This window comes from Streptomyces gottesmaniae, assembly GCF_031845845.1.
Classification (GTDB): Bacteria; Actinomycetota; Actinomycetes; order Streptomycetales; family Streptomycetaceae; genus Streptomyces; species Streptomyces akebiae.
Genome location: NZ_JAVRFJ010000022.1, coordinates 58,078 through 74,879, shown reverse-complemented (window position 1 = coordinate 74,879; position 16,802 = coordinate 58,078). Strand labels below are relative to the sequence as shown.

Annotated in this window: 19 protein-coding genes and 1 pseudogene; 5 read left to right on the top strand and 15 right to left on the bottom strand. The window is 67.8% G+C overall.

Annotated features, from left to right (window positions below; genetic code table 11):
• Positions 1-2: 2 nt before the first annotated feature.
• The 12 genes from RM704_RS24375 to RM704_RS24320 all read right to left on the bottom strand — a co-directional run bounded on the left by RM704_RS24375 (position 3) and on the right by RM704_RS24320 (position 8,012).
• Complete coding sequence (locus tag RM704_RS24375) at positions 3-326, bottom strand: hypothetical protein (protein ID WP_311591208.1); 324 nt, start codon at positions 324-326, stop codon at positions 3-5.
• On the bottom strand, positions 323-1,201 hold the full coding sequence (locus RM704_RS24370; RefSeq protein ID WP_033526677.1) for a bifunctional DNA primase/polymerase: 879 nt from the start codon (positions 1,199-1,201) through the stop codon (positions 323-325). Before RM704_RS24370 ends, RM704_RS24375 begins: the two co-directional genes overlap by 4 nt.
• Positions 1,198-1,956 carry a DNA cytosine methyltransferase gene (locus RM704_RS24365; RefSeq protein WP_311591206.1) on the bottom strand — a complete coding sequence of 253 codons (759 nt, stop codon included), beginning with the start codon at positions 1,954-1,956 and terminating at the stop codon, positions 1,198-1,200. The genes RM704_RS24370 and RM704_RS24365 overlap by 4 nt, the downstream gene beginning before the upstream one ends.
• Before the next feature lie 90 nt (positions 1,957-2,046).
• Positions 2,047-2,337, bottom strand: coding sequence for a hypothetical protein (locus RM704_RS24360; RefSeq protein WP_033526678.1), 291 nt, complete (start codon positions 2,335-2,337; stop codon positions 2,047-2,049).
• 19 nt (positions 2,338-2,356) lie between these two features.
• On the bottom strand, positions 2,357-2,824 hold the full coding sequence (locus tag RM704_RS24355) for a hypothetical protein (RefSeq protein WP_033526679.1): 468 nt from the start codon (positions 2,822-2,824) through the stop codon (positions 2,357-2,359).
• 20 nt (positions 2,825-2,844) lie between these two features.
• Positions 2,845-3,039, bottom strand: a complete 195-nt coding sequence (locus RM704_RS24350; RefSeq protein WP_033526680.1) for a hypothetical protein — start codon at positions 3,037-3,039, stop codon at positions 2,845-2,847.
• Positions 3,040-3,055: 16 nt separating this feature from the next.
• Positions 3,056-3,307, bottom strand: coding sequence for a hypothetical protein (locus RM704_RS24345; protein WP_033526681.1), 252 nt, complete (start codon positions 3,305-3,307; stop codon positions 3,056-3,058).
• Between the two features lie 141 nt (positions 3,308-3,448).
• The gene (locus RM704_RS24340) at positions 3,449-5,674 is read right to left on the bottom strand and encodes a cell division protein FtsK (RefSeq protein WP_033526682.1); all 2,226 of its coding nucleotides are present in this window, start codon (positions 5,672-5,674) and stop codon (positions 3,449-3,451) included.
• A gap of 82 nt (positions 5,675-5,756) precedes the next feature.
• Positions 5,757-6,140, bottom strand: coding sequence for an RRQRL motif-containing zinc-binding protein (locus RM704_RS24335; RefSeq protein ID WP_033526683.1), 384 nt, complete (start codon positions 6,138-6,140; stop codon positions 5,757-5,759).
• The gene (locus RM704_RS24330; protein WP_033526684.1) at positions 6,137-7,279 is read right to left on the bottom strand and encodes a hypothetical protein; all 1,143 of its coding nucleotides are present in this window, start codon (positions 7,277-7,279) and stop codon (positions 6,137-6,139) included. Before RM704_RS24330 ends, RM704_RS24335 begins: the two co-directional genes overlap by 4 nt.
• Positions 7,276-7,725 (bottom strand): Pycsar system effector family protein, encoded by a 450-nt coding sequence (locus RM704_RS24325; protein WP_033526685.1) that lies wholly within the window; start codon positions 7,723-7,725, stop codon positions 7,276-7,278. Before RM704_RS24325 ends, RM704_RS24330 begins: the two co-directional genes overlap by 4 nt.
• The gene (locus tag RM704_RS24320; protein WP_033526731.1) at positions 7,722-8,012 is read right to left on the bottom strand and encodes a hypothetical protein; all 291 of its coding nucleotides are present in this window, start codon (positions 8,010-8,012) and stop codon (positions 7,722-7,724) included. Before RM704_RS24320 ends, RM704_RS24325 begins: the two co-directional genes overlap by 4 nt.
• Positions 8,013-8,441: 429 nt before the next feature.
• On the opposite strand from RM704_RS24320, the gene RM704_RS24315 reads away from it, so the two are divergent.
• Entirely contained in the window at positions 8,442-8,777 is a 336-nt protein-coding gene (locus RM704_RS24315; RefSeq protein ID WP_311591204.1) for a winged helix-turn-helix domain-containing protein, read from the top strand.
• 158 nt (positions 8,778-8,935) lie between these two features.
• Positions 8,936-10,183: an NsdA family TPR-like regulatory protein gene (locus RM704_RS24310; RefSeq protein ID WP_078937063.1), complete on the top strand. Its 1,248-nt coding sequence runs from the start codon at positions 8,936-8,938 to the stop codon at positions 10,181-10,183.
• Between the two features lie 118 nt (positions 10,184-10,301).
• On the opposite strand, the gene RM704_RS24305 is transcribed toward RM704_RS24310, so the two are convergent.
• Positions 10,302-11,924 carry a DUF6119 family protein gene (locus RM704_RS24305; RefSeq protein ID WP_078937064.1) on the bottom strand — a complete coding sequence of 541 codons (1,623 nt, stop codon included), beginning with the start codon at positions 11,922-11,924 and terminating at the stop codon, positions 10,302-10,304.
• Between the two features lie 189 nt (positions 11,925-12,113).
• Between RM704_RS24305 and RM704_RS24300 the strand changes: the two are divergent.
• A pseudogene (locus RM704_RS24300) lies at positions 12,114-12,764 on the top strand (IS1096 element passenger TnpR family protein); the annotation flags it as partial.
• A 177-nt stretch (positions 12,765-12,941) separates the two neighbouring features.
• On the opposite strand, the gene RM704_RS24295 reads toward RM704_RS24300, so the two are convergent.
• A complete protein-coding gene (locus RM704_RS24295; protein ID WP_033526688.1) occupies positions 12,942-13,352 on the bottom strand; it encodes a roadblock/LC7 domain-containing protein in 411 nt (136 codons plus the stop codon).
• Positions 13,349-15,322, bottom strand: a complete 1,974-nt coding sequence (locus RM704_RS24290; RefSeq protein WP_311591202.1) for a sensor histidine kinase — start codon at positions 15,320-15,322, stop codon at positions 13,349-13,351. Before RM704_RS24290 ends, RM704_RS24295 begins: the two co-directional genes overlap by 4 nt.
• Before the next feature lie 414 nt (positions 15,323-15,736).
• Here RM704_RS24290 and RM704_RS24285 point away from each other — a divergent pair, with 414 nt between their 5' ends.
• Together RM704_RS24285 and RM704_RS24280 are read left to right on the top strand one after the other, a co-directional pair.
• Complete coding sequence (locus RM704_RS24285) at positions 15,737-16,006, top strand: CopG family transcriptional regulator (protein WP_078937069.1); 270 nt, start codon at positions 15,737-15,739, stop codon at positions 16,004-16,006.
• Positions 16,007-16,098: 92 nt separating this feature from the next.
• Positions 16,099-16,635 (top strand): hypothetical protein, encoded by a 537-nt coding sequence (locus RM704_RS24280; protein WP_311591201.1) that lies wholly within the window; start codon positions 16,099-16,101, stop codon positions 16,633-16,635.
• Positions 16,636-16,802: the final 167 nt, after the last annotated feature.

Genomic DNA, 16,802 nt, shown 5'->3' with positions numbered 1-16,802 from the left:
AGTCATGAGGCCGCCCTCCCTTCGGCGGTGGTGGTGTGGGGGCAGATGCCGACGATGACCCGGGCGGTCAGCCGGATGACGGCGGCACGGCCCCGGGCGCGTTCGTGATGTCCGCAGGCGCAGAGCCAGTCCGCGACGGGGATGCCCTCACACTGGATCTGTAGCCCCGGGGTGATGCCGGTGACGGTGACCGTCTGCGGGTCAGAACCAACAGCGATATGGACGCCCTTACGGGCGGCGACCTTCGGTTCGCCCACGGTCGGCCGTGGCGGGCCCTGTACGGCGCCCTGAGGTCCGTTCGTGGGGGTTCGGGATGCTTTGTTCATGCCGCACGCTCCACAGCCGTCTCAAGGCCGTTGGCGACCGCGCGGCGCGCGTAGCTCTCCGGGACGCCCACCGAGACGGCGGCCGTCACGATCTCCTCGCCGATCGCCGCCAGTCCGCACGGCCCCGGGCACCCGGTGTGCTGTGCGGCGAGGAACCGGGCGACGCCGAACGCCTGTGATCCGGCACCGGATTCGGTGCGGGCCGTCACCAGGGCGAGGCCGCGTTCCAGGCCGGTGCGGACGTAACGCTCGGTGTGGCGGCACCCGGTGGCCACCGACCGGTTCCACGTGGCGTGGGTGGGAAGAGAAGAGGCCACCTCCCCCCGGGCGGGGGTGGTGTCTTCCTTCACCGCCAGGGCGCGCACGGCCGCCGGAAGAACGGCCATACGACCGTTCCCGGGTCCGAGCCAACGGGCGTACTGCGTCAGGGACTTGATGTCGACGCCCGGCCGTACCGCGTTGGACGACGGCATGGCGCCCCGGTACAGCCAGTGTTCGCCCCGCGTCGTCGGCACGGTGCGGGTGGCGGGCAGGGTCTCGCGGGCCCACGCGACGGCCGCCGGGTTGTCCAGGTCGACCACGGTCAGCCCGGCCCCACCGGGGTGGTAGGCGACCGTCACCGCCTCACGCCATACCGGCACCCACACGGGCGAGGTGAGAACGTGCGGGTCGGTGGTGGCAGCGGCCCACGCGTGGCACGGCGCGGGGCACTGGCAGGGGCCCGCGTTCTTCATGTTGGGTCGGCCGCCGCAGGCGCCGTCCTTGCAGGCAGGGCAGTTGCCGAACGGGACCTTGCCCCGCCGCAGAGGCAGCACCGGAACTCCAACCGCCGCGAGGGCGAGGGCGACATTCAGGGGTTCGGGCGTCGCGCTCATGCCACCGCCCCCAGCGTCGCCGTGGCGGCGAGGTAGGCACGGCCGATGTGCTCGGTGTAGGCGGGTGGGATCGCCTCCGTCAGTTCCTCGCGGACGTCGGTCCACGTGATCCCCATGGCGGTTTGGAGTTCCGGGACGGTCGGCTTGCCACCACCGTTGCCGTACGCGGCGACGTACGGGCCGTCGTAGAACCGGCCGTGTCGGTAGCCGCGTACGCGGCCCCGATGCCGGACGTGCGCCGGCTGTTCGATCGCCCACCCGCCCAACTCGAAGTTGCGGTGTCGGATTACCCCGAGCCCGAACATCTCGCCGCACAGCGTGAGGTCCTTGCGGATCTCAGCGCGGCCGTTGGGTTGCTCAATGGCATACGGCAGACCGGTCGCGTCCAAGAGGTCGCGGGTGGGCGCCACCAGGTCGACATGGGCGCGGCCCCATCCCTGCGAGGCATTGGTGCCCACCGTCAGCGCGCATCCGTGCTGGCACGGCGGGGACGCGTGGACGAACGCGTACCGGCGGATCTCGCCCGACGCGATCAAGAGGGCGAGGTAGGTGAGGGCGTCACCCCGGTGCTGGGGGAAGGGGTAGTTCGGGCGGTCGGCGATGTCGCAGCCATCCACCTCGAACCCGGCACGGTGGTAGCCCACGGCGGCACCACCGGCACACGAGAACAGATCCAGCAGACGCGGCCGGGGCGCTCGCCCCGATCGGGTGGCAAGGGCCGTTCGGCCCTCGCCGAAAACACGCGGTTGGGTCATGCTGTAGGTCTCCTGTTCTGCAACGTCGGGATTGGAGACCGTGGGCGGCGGGCTGTCCTTGTCCGGGAGTGCCGCCGCCCACGGGCAGAGCTAGAAGGGCGGTTCGTTGCTGTAGCCGCCGGGCCCCCACGGGTCACGGCCGCTGTCGCGGCGACGCAGCCACCGGGGCCGACGCGGCAGGGGCATCAGGAACCAGCGGTAGGACTCGTTCCAGCAGTCGCAGAACTCAATGTCGCTGCCGGCGTACTCGCCGTTGTGGTCGCCGTAGGGGTACTCGATGCCGCCGAATCCCTCGCAGTTGGAGCAGTCGGGGCGGGGCGTGTCGGTCAGGACCAGGGCCCGGCGGGGCCAGTGGGCGACCTGAATGCGCAGTCGGATCACGGGGGTTGATCTCCCTCTGTCAGCCGTAGAACTTGTTGCGCTTGATGACGGCCTTGCGGATGTTGACCGTCGTCCCGTGGCTGTGGCCGCTCGGGCTGAACACCTGCACGGCGATCCAGCCGCCGAAGATGACGGCGGCGAGGATGACGAGCTGGGTCACCAGGGCGGTCAGGGCGGTGATGAAGGCGGTGAGCATGAGCAGTCCGCCGCACACGGCGAGGAACCCGACGCCCCCGAGCGCGATGTTCACCGCCGTCCGGGAGACGGCCGGCTTGGCGACGACCGGTTCGGGCTTGGCGGGCTCGATGGCATAGCCGGTGACAACGCGGCCGTCGGGCAGGACGACGCTCGCCACGGCCGGGATGGTCCCCGGCTGTACGGGCATGAGCGGGGCGGTGTGGGCAGGGGTGAGCGGGGTGGGGGTGTGGACTTCCACGGCCGCCGTCTCGTGCCCGGCCGGACGGCCGTACGCGATGGGTTCGTTCACGGTGCTGGTCTCCCTTCGGGTCAGCGGGTGATGCCGGGTAGGGCGTCGGTGAAGGCGGTGACGAGCTGGTTGACGGTGTCGGCCGCGCCGGTGTGGGCGAGGTAGAAGCCGAAGAGCGCGACGGCGACGGCCGCCCCGGCGCCGACCGCGCGGAAGCGCAGCAGCAGCACGACGACGACGGCGAGCAGCAGAACGAGCGGGATGGTGAGCGTCACGGTGTCTCCCGGCGGGTCAGCGGGTGCCGGCGCGGTAGGTGCGCGCGGCGCGGTTGTAGATCCAGCGGCCGACGCGTATGCGCTTGCCGGTGGCGTCGCAGCGGCGGCAGTCACGGCCGCGCTTGGTCTTGCCCTTGCGGTCAGTCTTGAGTTCGTGGCCCATGCCGTCGCACTTGCGGCAGTCCCCGAACGGGCTCAGCCAGCACTTGACGACGTAACCGAGGGTGACGATCAGTAGGAATGCGGTAGCGAGGGCTGCAAGGCTCATCAGGGGCCTCTCAGAGGGGTTGAAGGGGGTTTCCGCAGGTCGGCCGCTACGTGCTAGCGGCCTGATCAGGGGCAGTTTTGGTCGCTAGCAGGGTTGCTACCGGTAGCGACGCCTGCCGCTACCGGTAGCAGTCCGTGAGACCTATCCGGCGTCCCGCTTCTTGTTGCGCTCCGTAATCGCGGTGGCGATGTCGTCGCGCTTGATACCGCGCTTGTTGACCTGTTCGCCGTCGATGCGCCGGCTGATCTGCACCGTGCCGATGCCGAACGGCTTGAGCGCGGCGGTGAGCGCTTCCGCCTTGGGCTTGGGCTCCAACTCCGCCCACGGGCCGTAGACGTCGGGCCGCAGGTCGGCAAGCCGGTCCACGACCGTTTCGGACCACACCTTGGCCTCGCCCTTGCCGAGCACGGCCGCGACGTCGTCAAGGATCGTCGCGGACGTCTCCGGCGCGGGTGCCTCGCCGACCGCGTCACCCGACAGCGTCCCCTCCGCCTCCCGCAGCGCGGCGGCGCGGGTCAGGATGCGGTCGGCGTCGCGGCCGTCGGCGAGGTAGGTGCGCACGATCCCGGAGTCGTCCGACATGCCCTTGAGCAGGCCCACACCCTTGTGGGACTTCAGCAGCTTGGACGCGTCCAACCCCTCCGAGTACGAACCCGCACCGAGGATCGTGTCCGAGACCTGGTAGGCGCCGACCCGCAGCGCGAACCGGGCCTGATGCTGGTCACGCAGCTCCGAGGGGCACGCCTTGTCGTCCGGCTTCTGCGTCGCGGTCATCACCGAGACACCGACCGCCGGGGCGACCCGGGCGAGGTAGACCATCAGGGAAAGGATCTCCTTGCCGTGCTCGGGGTGGGTCAAGTACTCCTGCACCTCGTCCACCACGAACAGCGTGAGCGGCATGTTCAGCTTCTTGTCCCGGCTGATCTCCGGGGTGAGCTTGCCCTCCGGGCAGACGTGCAACGGCAGTTCGGACAGCCGGTGGTACCGATCTTCGACGTCCGCCTTGAGTTCCCGCAGCGAGGTCAGCAGGTGCTGAACCGGGTCGACCCCGTTCTTCGGCACGATGCCGAACCCGATGCGGTGGGCGACCTTGGCGAACGTGCGCCAGTCCGGCGACGCCTTGCCGTCGAACACGTACAGCCTGACGTACGGGTCCAGCGCGGCGGCGAGCGCGATCGTGCGGGCTGAGAACGTCTTGCCCTGACGCGGCACGGCGCCGACCAGCAGCGACAGCCACAGCATCGTGGCCATGACCGGGTTGCCGCGCTCGTCCACCCCCCACGGGAACGGCTTCCAGAAGTCCACCCGCGTCGCCCCCAACAGCGGGGACTTGCCCGACGGCACGGCGAGCGGGTCACGGTCGGCGATCCAGTACGACACCCGCCGACCGCTCGTCTCGTCCTTGTCGAGGAAGAGCTGAGTCGGGGCGATGTCCATACCGGAGGCGAGACGGGCGTGAGCCTTCATCGCGTCTTCGAACGTCTTGCCGTACGGCAGATCCACGACCACGCGCCAGCCGTCCCCGTCCCGGCCGATCGGCCGGGGGAAGGCGATCGTCTGATCCTTGGTGGTCAGCCCGGACGCCTCATGTGCGCGGATGACGATGTCCGAGGACAGCTTGCGCTTGCGGAACGTCACCTTGGCCATGTCGATGAGCGGCCGGTCCGCCGGCGCCCCGACCACACCCAACGTGGTGGTCAGCGTCGCCACGGCCAGCATGAGCAGCCACGACGGCGCCATGACGTACAGGGTCAGCGCGGCGGCCAGACCGACGAAACCGGCGATCGTCGCCACGATCCCCCGCAGCCGGACGCGGTCGTTGCGCTGCCGCGACAGCTTCAGGTACTCCGCCGCGTCCTCGTTGGCCACGGAGGCGAGCCGCAGCGTCTTGCCCTCCGCGTCGAACACCCACCGGCCGATCGCGGCCGACCACCGCCACGCGCCGCGCGGCGAGTACACGCAGATCTTCGGCGTGTAGACCAGCGGCAGCCGCACGGCGTGATAGCCGACCACAGCCGAGTAGTGTCGGATCGCCCACTTGCGGACGGCCGTCCGCTGGTCAGGGAGCTTCACCCAGTCCGGCAGCACCGGCATACGGGCCTTGTCCTTGGCTTCCATCCATTCCGCGACCGAGGGCGGGTAGACCTCGCGCGGCGGGTCCACCGGCGCCCCCTCGGTCAGGCCGTCGGCCTCCGGGTCGTCGGTGTCGGGGAGTTCGGCCTCCCACTCCCCCGGCTTCACCACACCCTCGCTCAGGTCGGCCGGGGCGGGGTCGGTCTTCTTCAGCGGGAACGGCACGATGTCGGCCGTCGGCTGTTCGGTGCCCTCCGGGTCCTCCGGGGGCGGGAAGGCGGTGGTTTCCGTCACGATGTACGCACTCCTTCGGGAGTCGAAGGGTCCGGCCGGCTTGCTGTGGAAGGTCGGGCGGCCGGACCCGGGTTCGTGTGGTTCAAGCGGCGCGCTGTTCCTCGGGATAGGCGCAGGTCACGCAGGCTCCGAGCGTGGGCGGGATGACGTATCCGGCGTCCCGGCCGCACTCGGGGCAGCGGCGGCGGGCGGCATTGGCCTTGGCGAGCGCCGCCCACCTCGCCGGGGTCATCGGCCGCACCGGCCGGGCGAGGTCGACCCGGTACAGGTAGGCGGTCAGCGGTTCGCGCCGACGGCGTGGCCTCAGGATCTGTGCCGCGATGTCCTGACCTCCCGGCCGCAGTCCACGGATGCGGAGTTGGCGGCGGGTGGCCAAGTCGTCGGGGGCGTAGCGCCACGGGTAGGTGGGGATGCCGAAGCGCTCGCCGGTCGGGTCGAAGCAGTCGGCGAGGGTCAGCCGGCTCACGCGGCTTCAGTGCCGGCGGCGGCGCGCTCGGCAAGGATCGTGTCCCGCAGCATCCGCGCGTTTGCCGGCGAGGTGTGGATCTCGCGGCGGATGCCCTCTGCCGTGATCCGGCTGTCCGGCCAATCGGCGGTCGCGGTGCGGGCCTCAGCGAGCAACTGTTCCGTCGTGCGCTTCGGCCGGGGCGACCGGGCCACGTCGGGAACCTTGCCGGTCGCCCGCCGGGATCGGGGGGAGTCGGCCGCCACCGTCCGCCCTCCGGTCGGGGCAGGGTCGACGCTCACCGGGTCGACCGGCGAGGCGATCGCCGGGACGGGCTTGAAGGGGAGCGTCGACTTCATGAAGTCGACCGCCACCGGATCGGGCGCGGGGAATCGGGTCAACACCACTGACGGCGCCGGGGTCGATTCCCACAGGTCAGCCATAGACCGATTCCTCATGGTCTCGGTAGATTCCTCCGCATTCGCGTCAGCGTCGGGAACCGGGGCAAGGGCGGGGGCCGTGCCGCCGAACATCGACGCGAGCGCGGCATCCGCCCCGGCGGTGATCCGGTCGCGCTGGACATCTAGCAGCCTCGATCCGAGCGCCGCGTCCCCGATCCCGACCTTGCGGGCCAGACGCCATGACGCTCGATCCGACCGCTTCCGCACCCGGCTGACCGGGTGCTGAGCGGCACGGGCGCGGTGGTAGGCGAGGGCCTGCACGATGTCGGCGGTGCGCCGCTCGTTCTCCGCGTCGCGGCCGTCGGTGTGGACGACGATGCGCCGGGCGAGGAACGCCATGCCCTCCGCCGACACGGACATGCCCATCGGGGTCAGGGCGTAGATCACGGTCCGTCCCGGGTCCGGCGCGGCCATGGCGCCCATGACGGCGGCGGCGGCCGGCAGCGCCCACAGTCCGATCCGGACGACGCGCGGCGAGGACTGCCCCAACATGGTCAGCCCCAACAGCACGAGCGCCAGAACGGCCGTCGCGCCCTCGCCGGCGGCGAGGGCGCCGAGCGCGGTGCCCTTGCCGTAGGCGTGCCCGATGTTGCTGTACGTGCCGATCCCGCCGATCACGCCCGTGGCGAGCATGGGCACGAACGCGGCCGTCAGGACACCGATCTGAACCTTCGTCAGAGGCTTGCGGGTCTCGCTCATGCCGCACCTCCCAGGGCGAACACGACAGCCAGGATGAGCAGAGCGCCACCGGCGCACGTCGCGTCGACAGCGCGGCGCAGGCAGGTGAACTTGGCGACCGCCAGACGGGACAGGCCCGCGATGTCGGCGGCGAGGTCCCGAGACTCGGCAACATCCGTGATCTCCTGCGCCGTGAGCGTGGCCCACAGCGGGAAACCGTGCCGCCCCTTGATGTTGGGTCGCACCGACCGCAGCAACAGCCCGGCCGCCCCGATCAGCAGCGCCAACCCGCACCCGCCCGCCACATACGCGGGGACATTCAGCGGCAGGTCACGGGCGACCGTCCAGGCGCCAGCGAGCACCGCGCCGACGAACGCCAGCAACAGCGCCGTCTTGGCGTCGGTCCGCGCAATCTCCGCCTTCACTTCAGCATGCGCGGCCGTCAGGTTCTGCGTCACGACGCTCATGCCGCTTCCCCCGTCTCCGACCGGTGGCCGCGAGCGGCGCGCAGGAACGGCACCGTGTGGGTCAGCGCGTCGGCGTACAGGGCGTCCCAACCGGCGATCTCGTCACCGGCCGCCGCCTCCGCCCGCAGGTCGGCGAGGATGTCACGGGCTGCGTCTTCACGGGCGGCACGCTCGCCGTCCGTCTCGGACTCCAGCGGGCCCCGGAACAGGTCGATGTCGATACCGAGCGCCAGTTCCGCGAACTCGATGTCGCCGTGGGCTTCCTGGCCGGCGACGAAAGTGCGCATACGCATGGTGGATCTCTCCTTGAACGTCGGGATAGGAGATCCGGCGCGGCGGGCTGTCCTGTCCGGGAGTGCCGCCGCGTCCGGAGGTGAGGGCCAACGCCGCACGTCGCGGCGGGCCAAGTAGCCCCGGGCGGAAGTCGATTCCGCGCCCTCACGGCTGGATACCGGGGCCGACGGTCGTCACCCGGCCGTCACGGGGACGGGGTCACGCCCCGTCGATCTCAAAGCACTCTGTTGAGTTCTCAAGGAACCGGCGCTTCCTTCGTACTCACCCCTGCGGGCTTTCCTCCGGACGCTGTCTGTGCAGGTCAAGCGGTTTCCCCTTTGAGTCGGGGCGACTCTTGCTGACTAGCTTGCACTAGTCTGCTGTGGTGCACAACCCCTGTGGAGTGATGCGCACTAGTTCGCTGTGGTGGGTACCCTCAAGACATGACTGTCACAGGAGGGCCCAAGCCAAAGGCGGTGCAGGTCGCAGACGCGCTCCGCGACGACATCAAGAAGATGAAGCCGGGGGAAAAACTCCCGTCTCAGCGAGAGCTGATGGACCGCTTCGGGTATGCCAGCCAGACCATCCAGAACGGGCTAGCCGCACTCCGGGCCGAAGGGCTGATCGTGTCGGCGGGGAACCTGGGCAACTTCGTCAGCGACGGGTCTGCCCCGGGTGGCGACGTACGTGATGACATCAAGGAAATCCGCTCCCAACTCCAGGCGTTGACCGAACGGCTCGAAGCACTGGAAAGCCGCTCCGCACCAGGTGGCGCTTGATCTGCAACCAGCATGGGAGTAACGGAGTGTGTGAGGTAAGTGACAGAAAGGGGACGGCGACACGGGGGTGGGGACATGTCCAGTGACACCCCTCTGTCCCCTTCCCTGTCCCCCCTGCCCGCGCGCGAGACTCGGAGTAGGCACTCGGAGGAGGGCGCATGACTGACGACAGGCCCGCATGGGCGCGACGCATCGCTGCCGAACGACAGGCGCGCGACTGGTCACAGCGTGACGCGGTCAGGGCCCTGCGTGCGCACGCACCCACGGAGCTGCCGGCAGAGGACAGCATGATTCGCCAGTGGAAGCGCTGGGAGTCCGGCCAGGCACCGAACGACTTCTATCAACCGATCATCGCGGCCGTGTTCGGCACGGTGACACACGCGCTCTTCCCCGCTCCGTCACGGCGGGACGGTGACAAGGAGATCTTGACGGCGAGCGGTATGGAGACTCTGGAGATCGTGAGTCGCCTGAACCGGTCCGACGTCGACGGCGCGACGCTAGATGCTCTCCGGATCACCACGGACCGCCTCTGCTCTGAGTACCCCTACATGCCAAGCGATCAGCTCCTCATCGAGGGGCGGCAGTGGCTTCGCCGCGTCGTTGACCTGACCGCGAAGAACCTCACGCTTGCCCAGCACCGCGAAGTTCTCGCCCTGTCCGGCTGGCTCGCCCTGCTAGTCGGCTGCGTCGAGTACGACACTGGAGACCGCCACGCGGCCGAGTCGACGCGCCGCGCCGCCCTGTCGCTCGCGACGGAGGCCGACCACCCTGAGGTGGCGGGGTGGGCCCACGAGATGCGGGCGTGGTTCGCCCTCACGACCGGCGACTATCGCGGTGTCATCGCGGCAGCACAGGCCGGATCGGAGGCAGCGCCGAACCATGGCGTTGCCGTACAGCTCGCGGGCCAGGAAGCCAAGGCATGGGCGCGACTCGGAGACCGCCGACAGGTTGAGGTGGCACTGGACAAGGGACGCCGGCTGCTTGAAGGGATGCCGCATCCCGAGAACCTGGACAACCACTTCGTGGTGGACCCCGCCAAGTTCGATTTCTACTCGATGGACTGCTACCGACTGGTAGGAGAGGACCGGCTTGCCCGGACGCTCGCGGATGAGGTTCTACGCGCCGGAACTGACTTCGACGGCACGGAACGCTCACCCATGCGGAACGCCGAAGCACGGGTAACGCTCGGAGTCACCGCAGCACGTGAGGGCGACCTCGAACAGGCCCTCATCCATGGCGAGCGAGCGCTACATGGCGACCGACAGTCCGTCCCTTCCCTCATCATGACCAGCCGAGAACTCGCGGCCGTCATGAGGCAGCGCTACAGCAAGGAACAGGCAGCACAGGACTACCTGAACCACCTGCAAGAGCTGGGCCGTGAGAAGCCGGGATTCCTCCCTGCCTGAGCGGCACAAACAGAAAACGGGCGCGGCCTCCGAAGGAGACCGCGCCCGTCCCACTTCCCGTTCTCACTCGGCCCGTTTCGTAATTTCCTGTAAATCCGCTAGAGATTTACCCCGGCCACTAACTTGGCTGCGAAGCCGGCCTCTTGCGGGGCTTCCTCTTCTTACGTCGGAGTGATCCTTCAGGCATCGGGATGCGCGCCAAAGCCACACCCAGCCCAAGTCGCTGCACTATCCGCGCATTGAAGAGAAGGCTTATCTTGCTGAAGAAAAACAGGGTATCCGCGAGACTTCCTGCACGGTCGTTAGCTATCGCATAAACGATTACAGGGCCGTCGGCGGGCTCCTCTATGACTTCCTGCCAGTACTCCGAGGCATCTCGATAGATGCGATCTTTGTAGGCCTGTTCGCCTCTGTAGAGTTCCGCCGAGACGCTACCTTGACTAAACAAGTGAGAGAGGGTGGCCGAACTCGATTGCTGCTTCACGCAGATTAGGTGCATATCCTTGCTCAGCAGATCGCAAATCTCGATCTTCTGCGAGGGCCCACCGATGTAGTAATTATCCTTGTCCAGTAGAACCCACTTCCGCTTCTTTGCCACTCGATCGTTGTAGTCGCCTTCCTTCTCCTTCGGATCCCACTCCTCGAAGTTGAACTCATCCGTCATGTCAGGGATCTTGCGGATGGCATCGTTAACCGACGTCACGTAATCCCTATTTACCTCATACCAATCCCCGAGGGACAGCACGTACGTCTTTCCCGAGTGCTCCAACTCGCAGACGACCCAATCGCGCAGGGTGCGCTTCTTCCCTGACGCCTGGCCTGAATCCGCGATGGGAACAATCTTGGTATCGCCTAGGGGGTCTTCACCTTCGTAGCACTCATCCAGGAATCTGTATGCGCCGCTCAAAGTAACTTCGTCAAGTTCAACCACCTTCCGTCGGGCAGAAATCTCGAAGTGATTGACTTGCTCATCGTCGATAATTTGCGGCATTGCCAGCGATATCTTCCCCTCCCTCCGCTCCTTCACCCATTCGAGCAGCATCTCATCAAGGGTCGAAACTACTTCGGAGCCCGCACTGAGGGGCTGGAAGTAATCCAGGAACGGGAAGCCTCTCTTATAATCCGTGGCTTCGTACCGCTCTAGAAGTTCGGTGAGAACCTCAGGAAGCCGCTTCAGGGGAGCGGAGAGGTTGACCTGAAGCGAATCTGCTCCAGCCAGGCTGCTGACATAGGATAGCTTGTCGGTCTTCCCTTGGATTCGACGTACCCAATCCTGTTCCAGAGGAATAGAGAAATCGGAGATTCTACTCCCGGTACTCAGATGGGTACGCTGTTGACGGGTTACCGCATCAAGGTTGCGCGTATCCACGGTGATTAGGTCATCCTCGTCCACCGAGTTCGCAGAAACTCGCAAACCAAACCCTTTTTCCAGCCTTGCAGGGTCCAATGCGCTGTAACCTGACATGCCAAACGTGAGCGCGAATATTCGCTCAGACACTTTGGCCAACAGAACAAACGAAGTTGACGTATTCCAAATATTGGAAACGTCGAAATGGGGCTTCAGGAAACCCAGCCATTTAGGTTGAGTTGGCTTGTCCTGTTGAATGTACGCCTGCGCGGGGAACCCGAGGGAATCAGTGGGGTCTAGCTTTTCAAGTCCAAGACTCTCGATATAGACGGGCCTGATGAGTTCGGAGAAATCGGCAACGTCTTCCCGAGCAAGATGCACCGTCAGCTTCATGGCTCCCCTTACACGTAGCCCACGCGCGTAACACCCTGACCCTCACGATAAGCGCAGCCGTGTTCAATGGGAAGTGCATGGATAAAGGGCGATAATCGAACGTACTTTCTGTTTCGAAATGGGTTGTGCCGATAGCCAGGCGTCCAGTAGCAGCGAAGGGCTCGACGGCGCTGCGCCGGCCTGCGGGACATGCCGTTCGGCACGCTTCGTTGTCCTGGTCTTTGTCCAGTACGCCGACGGCCGCCACCGTTCACCGCAGTACGCGCACCCGCCCTGACCTGCGCCGCGAACCCCTACGAACGCCCCCGTACGGCCGCGCGGACAGTTGGAAAGCGTGTTGGGGGCAACCCCTCACGAGTTCGAATCTCGTATCCTCCGCCGCCGCCTGAGCAGGCGAAACGAGAACCCCGGACCGCTCAGCGGCCGGGGTTCTCGACATGCCCTGGTCTCAGTTTTGGTCTCATTTATTTCGACTTTTACGACATTCCGCCCAGGTGTAGTGACGTGACTCCCTCGCGGCGGCCGGTAGCCATTCCAGTCGGTCTGCAGTCCGGGGCCTGGCCGGGGACCGATTCGGTTCCGTATCTACCGTCCCGACGGCGAACTCGGATTCTGCGACGAGCGCACCGCCACACCGACCGCCCTGCTCAAACTGGGCGCCCACTGGGGTCACCCCGTCGCCGTGGAGCAGTTCCAGACAGCGCCTCAGCCGAGCTTCACTATCCGCACTGCGTGGACGGTGCCGGGGCGTGCCCGCCCGAGGACTGCGGCGGCGGACCCGGCTGCAGCGATTTCAAAGTGATCCTCGCCGACCCGGCGCATGAGGAACACCACGCCATTCGGGTGTGGCTCGGACTTCGGTCCGCCACAGAATTCGGCCCTGACCGTTTCGCGCCGGACGAGGCCGCCGCGCGGCTGCTGCGCCTCACGGCACGAGGAAGACGAGCCGCCCGGCCACGCCACCGTTCGCGGCACGCGCTGGTAACGGAGGCAGGGGCGGGCGGCGATCGGGTGGGCTCATCTGGGCGCGGAGTGCAGTTCGCGTACCAACTGCGGGGTGAGCAGCTCGCCGGCACGGTCGGCGAGGACGGCCATTTCATAGCCGACGAGGCCCACATCGCACCCTTCGGCGGCGAGGACGCCGAGGCAGCTGCCGTCGCGGATACGACCGACCATGAGGAAGCCCCCAAGCATTTCGATCATGACGAGCTTCATGCCGTGGAAGCCGTGTTCCGTCGCCGCGTTCTGGGCGAGGCTGGTGATGCCGGAGACGACGGCGGCCAAGTGGTCGGCGCGATCTCGGCCGAGACTGTCCGAGGCGGCCATGAGCAAGCCGTCAGAGGAAACGGCGACGGCATCGGTGACGCCATCGGCGGTGCGCACGAACTCCGAGACGAGCCAGCCGAAACTCTGGACGGCGGTGGTCACGATGACGCTCCTTGGGGGTTTCTGGCTTCGGCGCGGGCGACACCTGCTCGGAAGCCGTTGAGCAGGGAGGAGACAGGGGGCCTGGCGGGTGGGGGTGAGGTGGAGGGGTCCTCCACGGGGGCGAGCAGGCGCCCGGGGAGGACAAGGAGGGCGGACAGGCCGCCGCCAGGAGTGTCGAAGAGGTGGACTTGAGCGCCTTCACCGAGGCGGTGGGTGAGTCGGCCGACGACCAGGTGGCCGAGGAACCGGGTGGGTGCGGCAACGAGGGCCTCCTCTCCGGAGTCGGAGAGGAGGGCGCCCGCACGTGCTTTGTCGGCTTCGGACATGCCGATGCCGTGGTCGACGACACCGAAGGAGTACGTGTCGTCCTCGATGTCGTACCAGCCGTGCACCTCGACCGGTTCGGTCGGGGGCGAGAAATTCAGTCCGTTCTCGATGAGTTCGGCGAGGAGGTGGGCGACATCTGCGACGGCGTGCCCACGCACCCGCACCGGCTCCACGGTCGCGATCAGAACTCGACGGTACTGCTCCACCTCGGCGACTGCGGACTGGACGACCTCCAGACCGTCTGCGGGTGCTGCCGTGGGCCTTGGCGGATTCTGCCCGGCCAGGACCAGCAGGCTTTCGGCGTTGCGCCGCATACGGGTGGCGAGGTGGTCGAGTTCGAAGAGCTCGGCGAGGGCGTCCGGGTCGAGTTCCTGCCGTTCCAGGCGGGTGATGAGGCTGAGTTGGCGACGTACGAGGCTCTGGTTCCGGCGGCCGAGATTGGCGAGCGATTCCGTGGTGTTGCGACGCAGGCCGGCCTGCTGGGCAGCCAGCTGGAGGGCCGTGTGTTCCACCTGCTGCAGGGACGCTGCGACCTCGGCGATCTCGGCCGCGCCGCCCAGCAGCCGTGCATCGGAGGTGTCCTGCGCGTCCTCCGGCGTCAGGAGCTGAGCAGAGTCCTGCGGGGACTGCTGGATACGGGCGACGGCTGCGGGCAGTCGGCGGCGCGCCACGTCGTGAGCGGTCTCGGCGAGTCCACGGAGCGGGCGGGTGAGCGACCGGGAGGCGACAGCGGCGAGGCCCGCGACCAAGGCGGCGATGAGCGTGCCCGTGACGAGATAGGCGGCGAGGGCGAGTTCGGCGTCGTGGCTGAGCCGGTGAGCCCGGACCCGTACGTCGTCACCGACCGACTGCTGGACGGCGTAAAGATCGTCGACGAGTACGGTCATCGCGTCCCACCAGGTGCGGGCGTCGGCGCGCAGCGGGGAGCCGTCGGCGGAGCCTTCCGCCTGTTTCTCGTAGGCGGTGGCGCGTTCGGCATCCTCGGTCGCGAAGGTTTTCTCCAGTGCCGCGCGCTGAGGTGCGGTGGCGACCTGCCGGAAGCGGGTGAGGGCGGCGACGCGGGTGGCTCGCACCTCGGTGAAGTCGATGTACTCACGGCCGTGGAAGGCGCCTTGGGCGAACACACCGTTGAGGAGCCCGCGTTCGAGGGCGACGGATTCCTTGGCGGCGGCCAGCTCGCGCAACGCGGCCAGCCCGTCACGCAGTTGGCGGTCGGCGCCGGTCGCGGTCTCCGCCACCGGATCGACGGCGTTCAGGGCGTTGACGGCGCTGGTGTAGAAGGTGAGGGTCGCGGCCTGGCCGACGGTGCCTCTGTCGGCGGCGGCTCGGATGTCGGCGAGACGCCGCAAGTGCCGCTGGACGACGTCCTCGACGGCGCTTTCAGTGCGCATTCCGCGCAGTGCCGTGTCAACGCGCTTGCGCGTGGCGGAAAGCGGTGGGCGGAACTCCTTCTCACCGCCCAAGAGGCCGTTGGTCAGGCCGCGTTCGCGCTGCAGCTGGTGCACCAGGGCCTGGATGCGCAGGCTGAGGCCGACCTCGGCACGGGTCGTCCGGGCATCGCCGAGGGCCTCGGCGCGGCCGTGCACGGCGAGACCGGCCACCGCCAGCAGCAAACAGATCGGGACCGTGATGACCACCGCCACTCGGCCCCTGATGCTGCGCCAGCCAGGCATCGGCCGTCGCCCGGGAGTCGTTCGGCCCCCGTGGCGGCGCACTGAACCACCCTTGCCGAATCTGCCCTTGCCGATCGCGGCAACCTTGCCGCGCAGCGGCCATACGGGCATCCACACCCTCATGTCACGAAGCTAGTCCGCCCGCCCTAGCGGCCGGTTTCCTGCCTGTTAGACCGCGTGGGACATTCCGTTGCGCCGCTCTCACACCGCCGAGCAAGAGCTTGTGACCGTGGAATGGTCAAGCACAGGGGTGTGGTGTGGGCGGGAGCGTGACGAGCGTGGCTCCTGTACAGGGCATCCCTGGCATGCGTGCGGCACTGGCCGGCCGGCGATGTTGTTGCCTGAACGAAGTGAGGTGTCCTCCTCGCGACCTGCCATAGCCCCCTGACCGCGGAAATTCGCGTCAGGCCATCGAGGCGACTCACTGGTCGTGCGGAGGCGGCCGAGCGGGTCCTGTCGGCGTACGTCGCCGAGGCGCTGCGATTCAAGCGCGACCGGGACCGGCTGCTGGAGCTGGTCGACTGTCTGCAGGAGGAACACGGCCCCGTCACTGAGGACGAGCGTGCGGCAGCTTTCCAGGAGTGGGAGGACCTCGACGCCGAACACGAGCAGCGCCGCGCCACCGGAAAGCACAACGCCGGAGAGGCTGCGTGAAGGCGCGAGTGGCTGAGCACGGGCAGCCGCCTCTCCGTGTCTTCGTACTGGACCGCGAAGCCCTGTCCCTTGCGGTACGAGGCGACCGGAAGATGATCGCCTGGTTCGACCTCGCGGCTCGAGGCGAAGCCGAGGTGGTGACGTCTCCGATGAGGCTGGTCGAGGCGTACGACGGCAGAACCACCGAGCAGCGCCGGGACTGGGTGTTCTCCCGGCTCAAGGTCGCCGACATCGGAAAGGACGAGGCGCGCCAGGCCCGCCGCCTCCTGGCTGGTGCCAAGCTGCACGGCCACAAGTACGCGATCGACGCCGTGCTCGCCGTCATCGCGCGACAGCAGAAGGGACAGGTCACGAATGGCGCCTGCCGCCTTCGCGCCCCTCACCAGCGGCGGTTACCGGGTGCGGCACGCCGACCTGCCGCTGTGGCCGACGGGCTGGGCGCCGCCGACGCACCGTTGCTTGTCATGACCGTTCGGGAAGGCGTCACCGTGGCGCGTTCCTGTCGGTCACCTCGCCGCAGGGGTGGGGGTGTCGCCGGCGCGGTGTGCCCGTCGTCTCGGCCGCGGTCAGCGGACCGGGTTCCAGCCGTCGGTACCCGCGAGGTGCTTCTGGGCGGTGCAGTCGGCTGACAGCGCACACGCTGTCGCTCGCCCCTTTACTTCTTGGCCGGACCGTGGCTGTCATCAATGCCACATCTCCATGGAAACCGGTGACTCCCGAGCGCCGGGAAAATATGTTTAGCCGCCTTACTAATGCCTTTCACCGCTCTGCGGTATCCGGACGGAAGTGAGGCGAA

Coding starts and splice junctions, on each gene's coding strand:
- RM704_RS24315 (WP_311591204.1), top strand. CDS start 8,442: ATGACTGTCACAGGAGGGCCCAAGCCAAAGGCGGTGCAGGTCGCAGAC.
- RM704_RS24365 (WP_311591206.1), bottom strand. CDS start 1,956: ATGACCCAACCGCGTGTTTTCGGCGAGGGCCGAACGGCCCTTGCCACC.
- RM704_RS24280 (WP_311591201.1), top strand. CDS start 16,099: ATGATCGCCTGGTTCGACCTCGCGGCTCGAGGCGAAGCCGAGGTGGTG.
- RM704_RS24310 (WP_078937063.1), top strand. CDS start 8,936: ATGACTGACGACAGGCCCGCATGGGCGCGACGCATCGCTGCCGAACGA.
- RM704_RS24305 (WP_078937064.1), bottom strand. CDS start 11,924: ATGAAGCTGACGGTGCATCTTGCTCGGGAAGACGTTGCCGATTTCTCC.
- RM704_RS24370 (WP_033526677.1), bottom strand. CDS start 1,201: ATGAGCGCGACGCCCGAACCCCTGAATGTCGCCCTCGCCCTCGCGGCG.
- RM704_RS24325 (WP_033526685.1), bottom strand. CDS start 7,725: ATGAGCGTCGTGACGCAGAACCTGACGGCCGCGCATGCTGAAGTGAAG.
- RM704_RS24320 (WP_033526731.1), bottom strand. CDS start 8,012: ATGCGCACTTTCGTCGCCGGCCAGGAAGCCCACGGCGACATCGAGTTC.
- RM704_RS24345 (WP_033526681.1), bottom strand. CDS start 3,307: ATGAGCCTTGCAGCCCTCGCTACCGCATTCCTACTGATCGTCACCCTC.
- RM704_RS24375 (WP_311591208.1), bottom strand. CDS start 326: ATGAACAAAGCATCCCGAACCCCCACGAACGGACCTCAGGGCGCCGTA.
- RM704_RS24330 (WP_033526684.1), bottom strand. CDS start 7,279: ATGAGCGAGACCCGCAAGCCTCTGACGAAGGTTCAGATCGGTGTCCTG.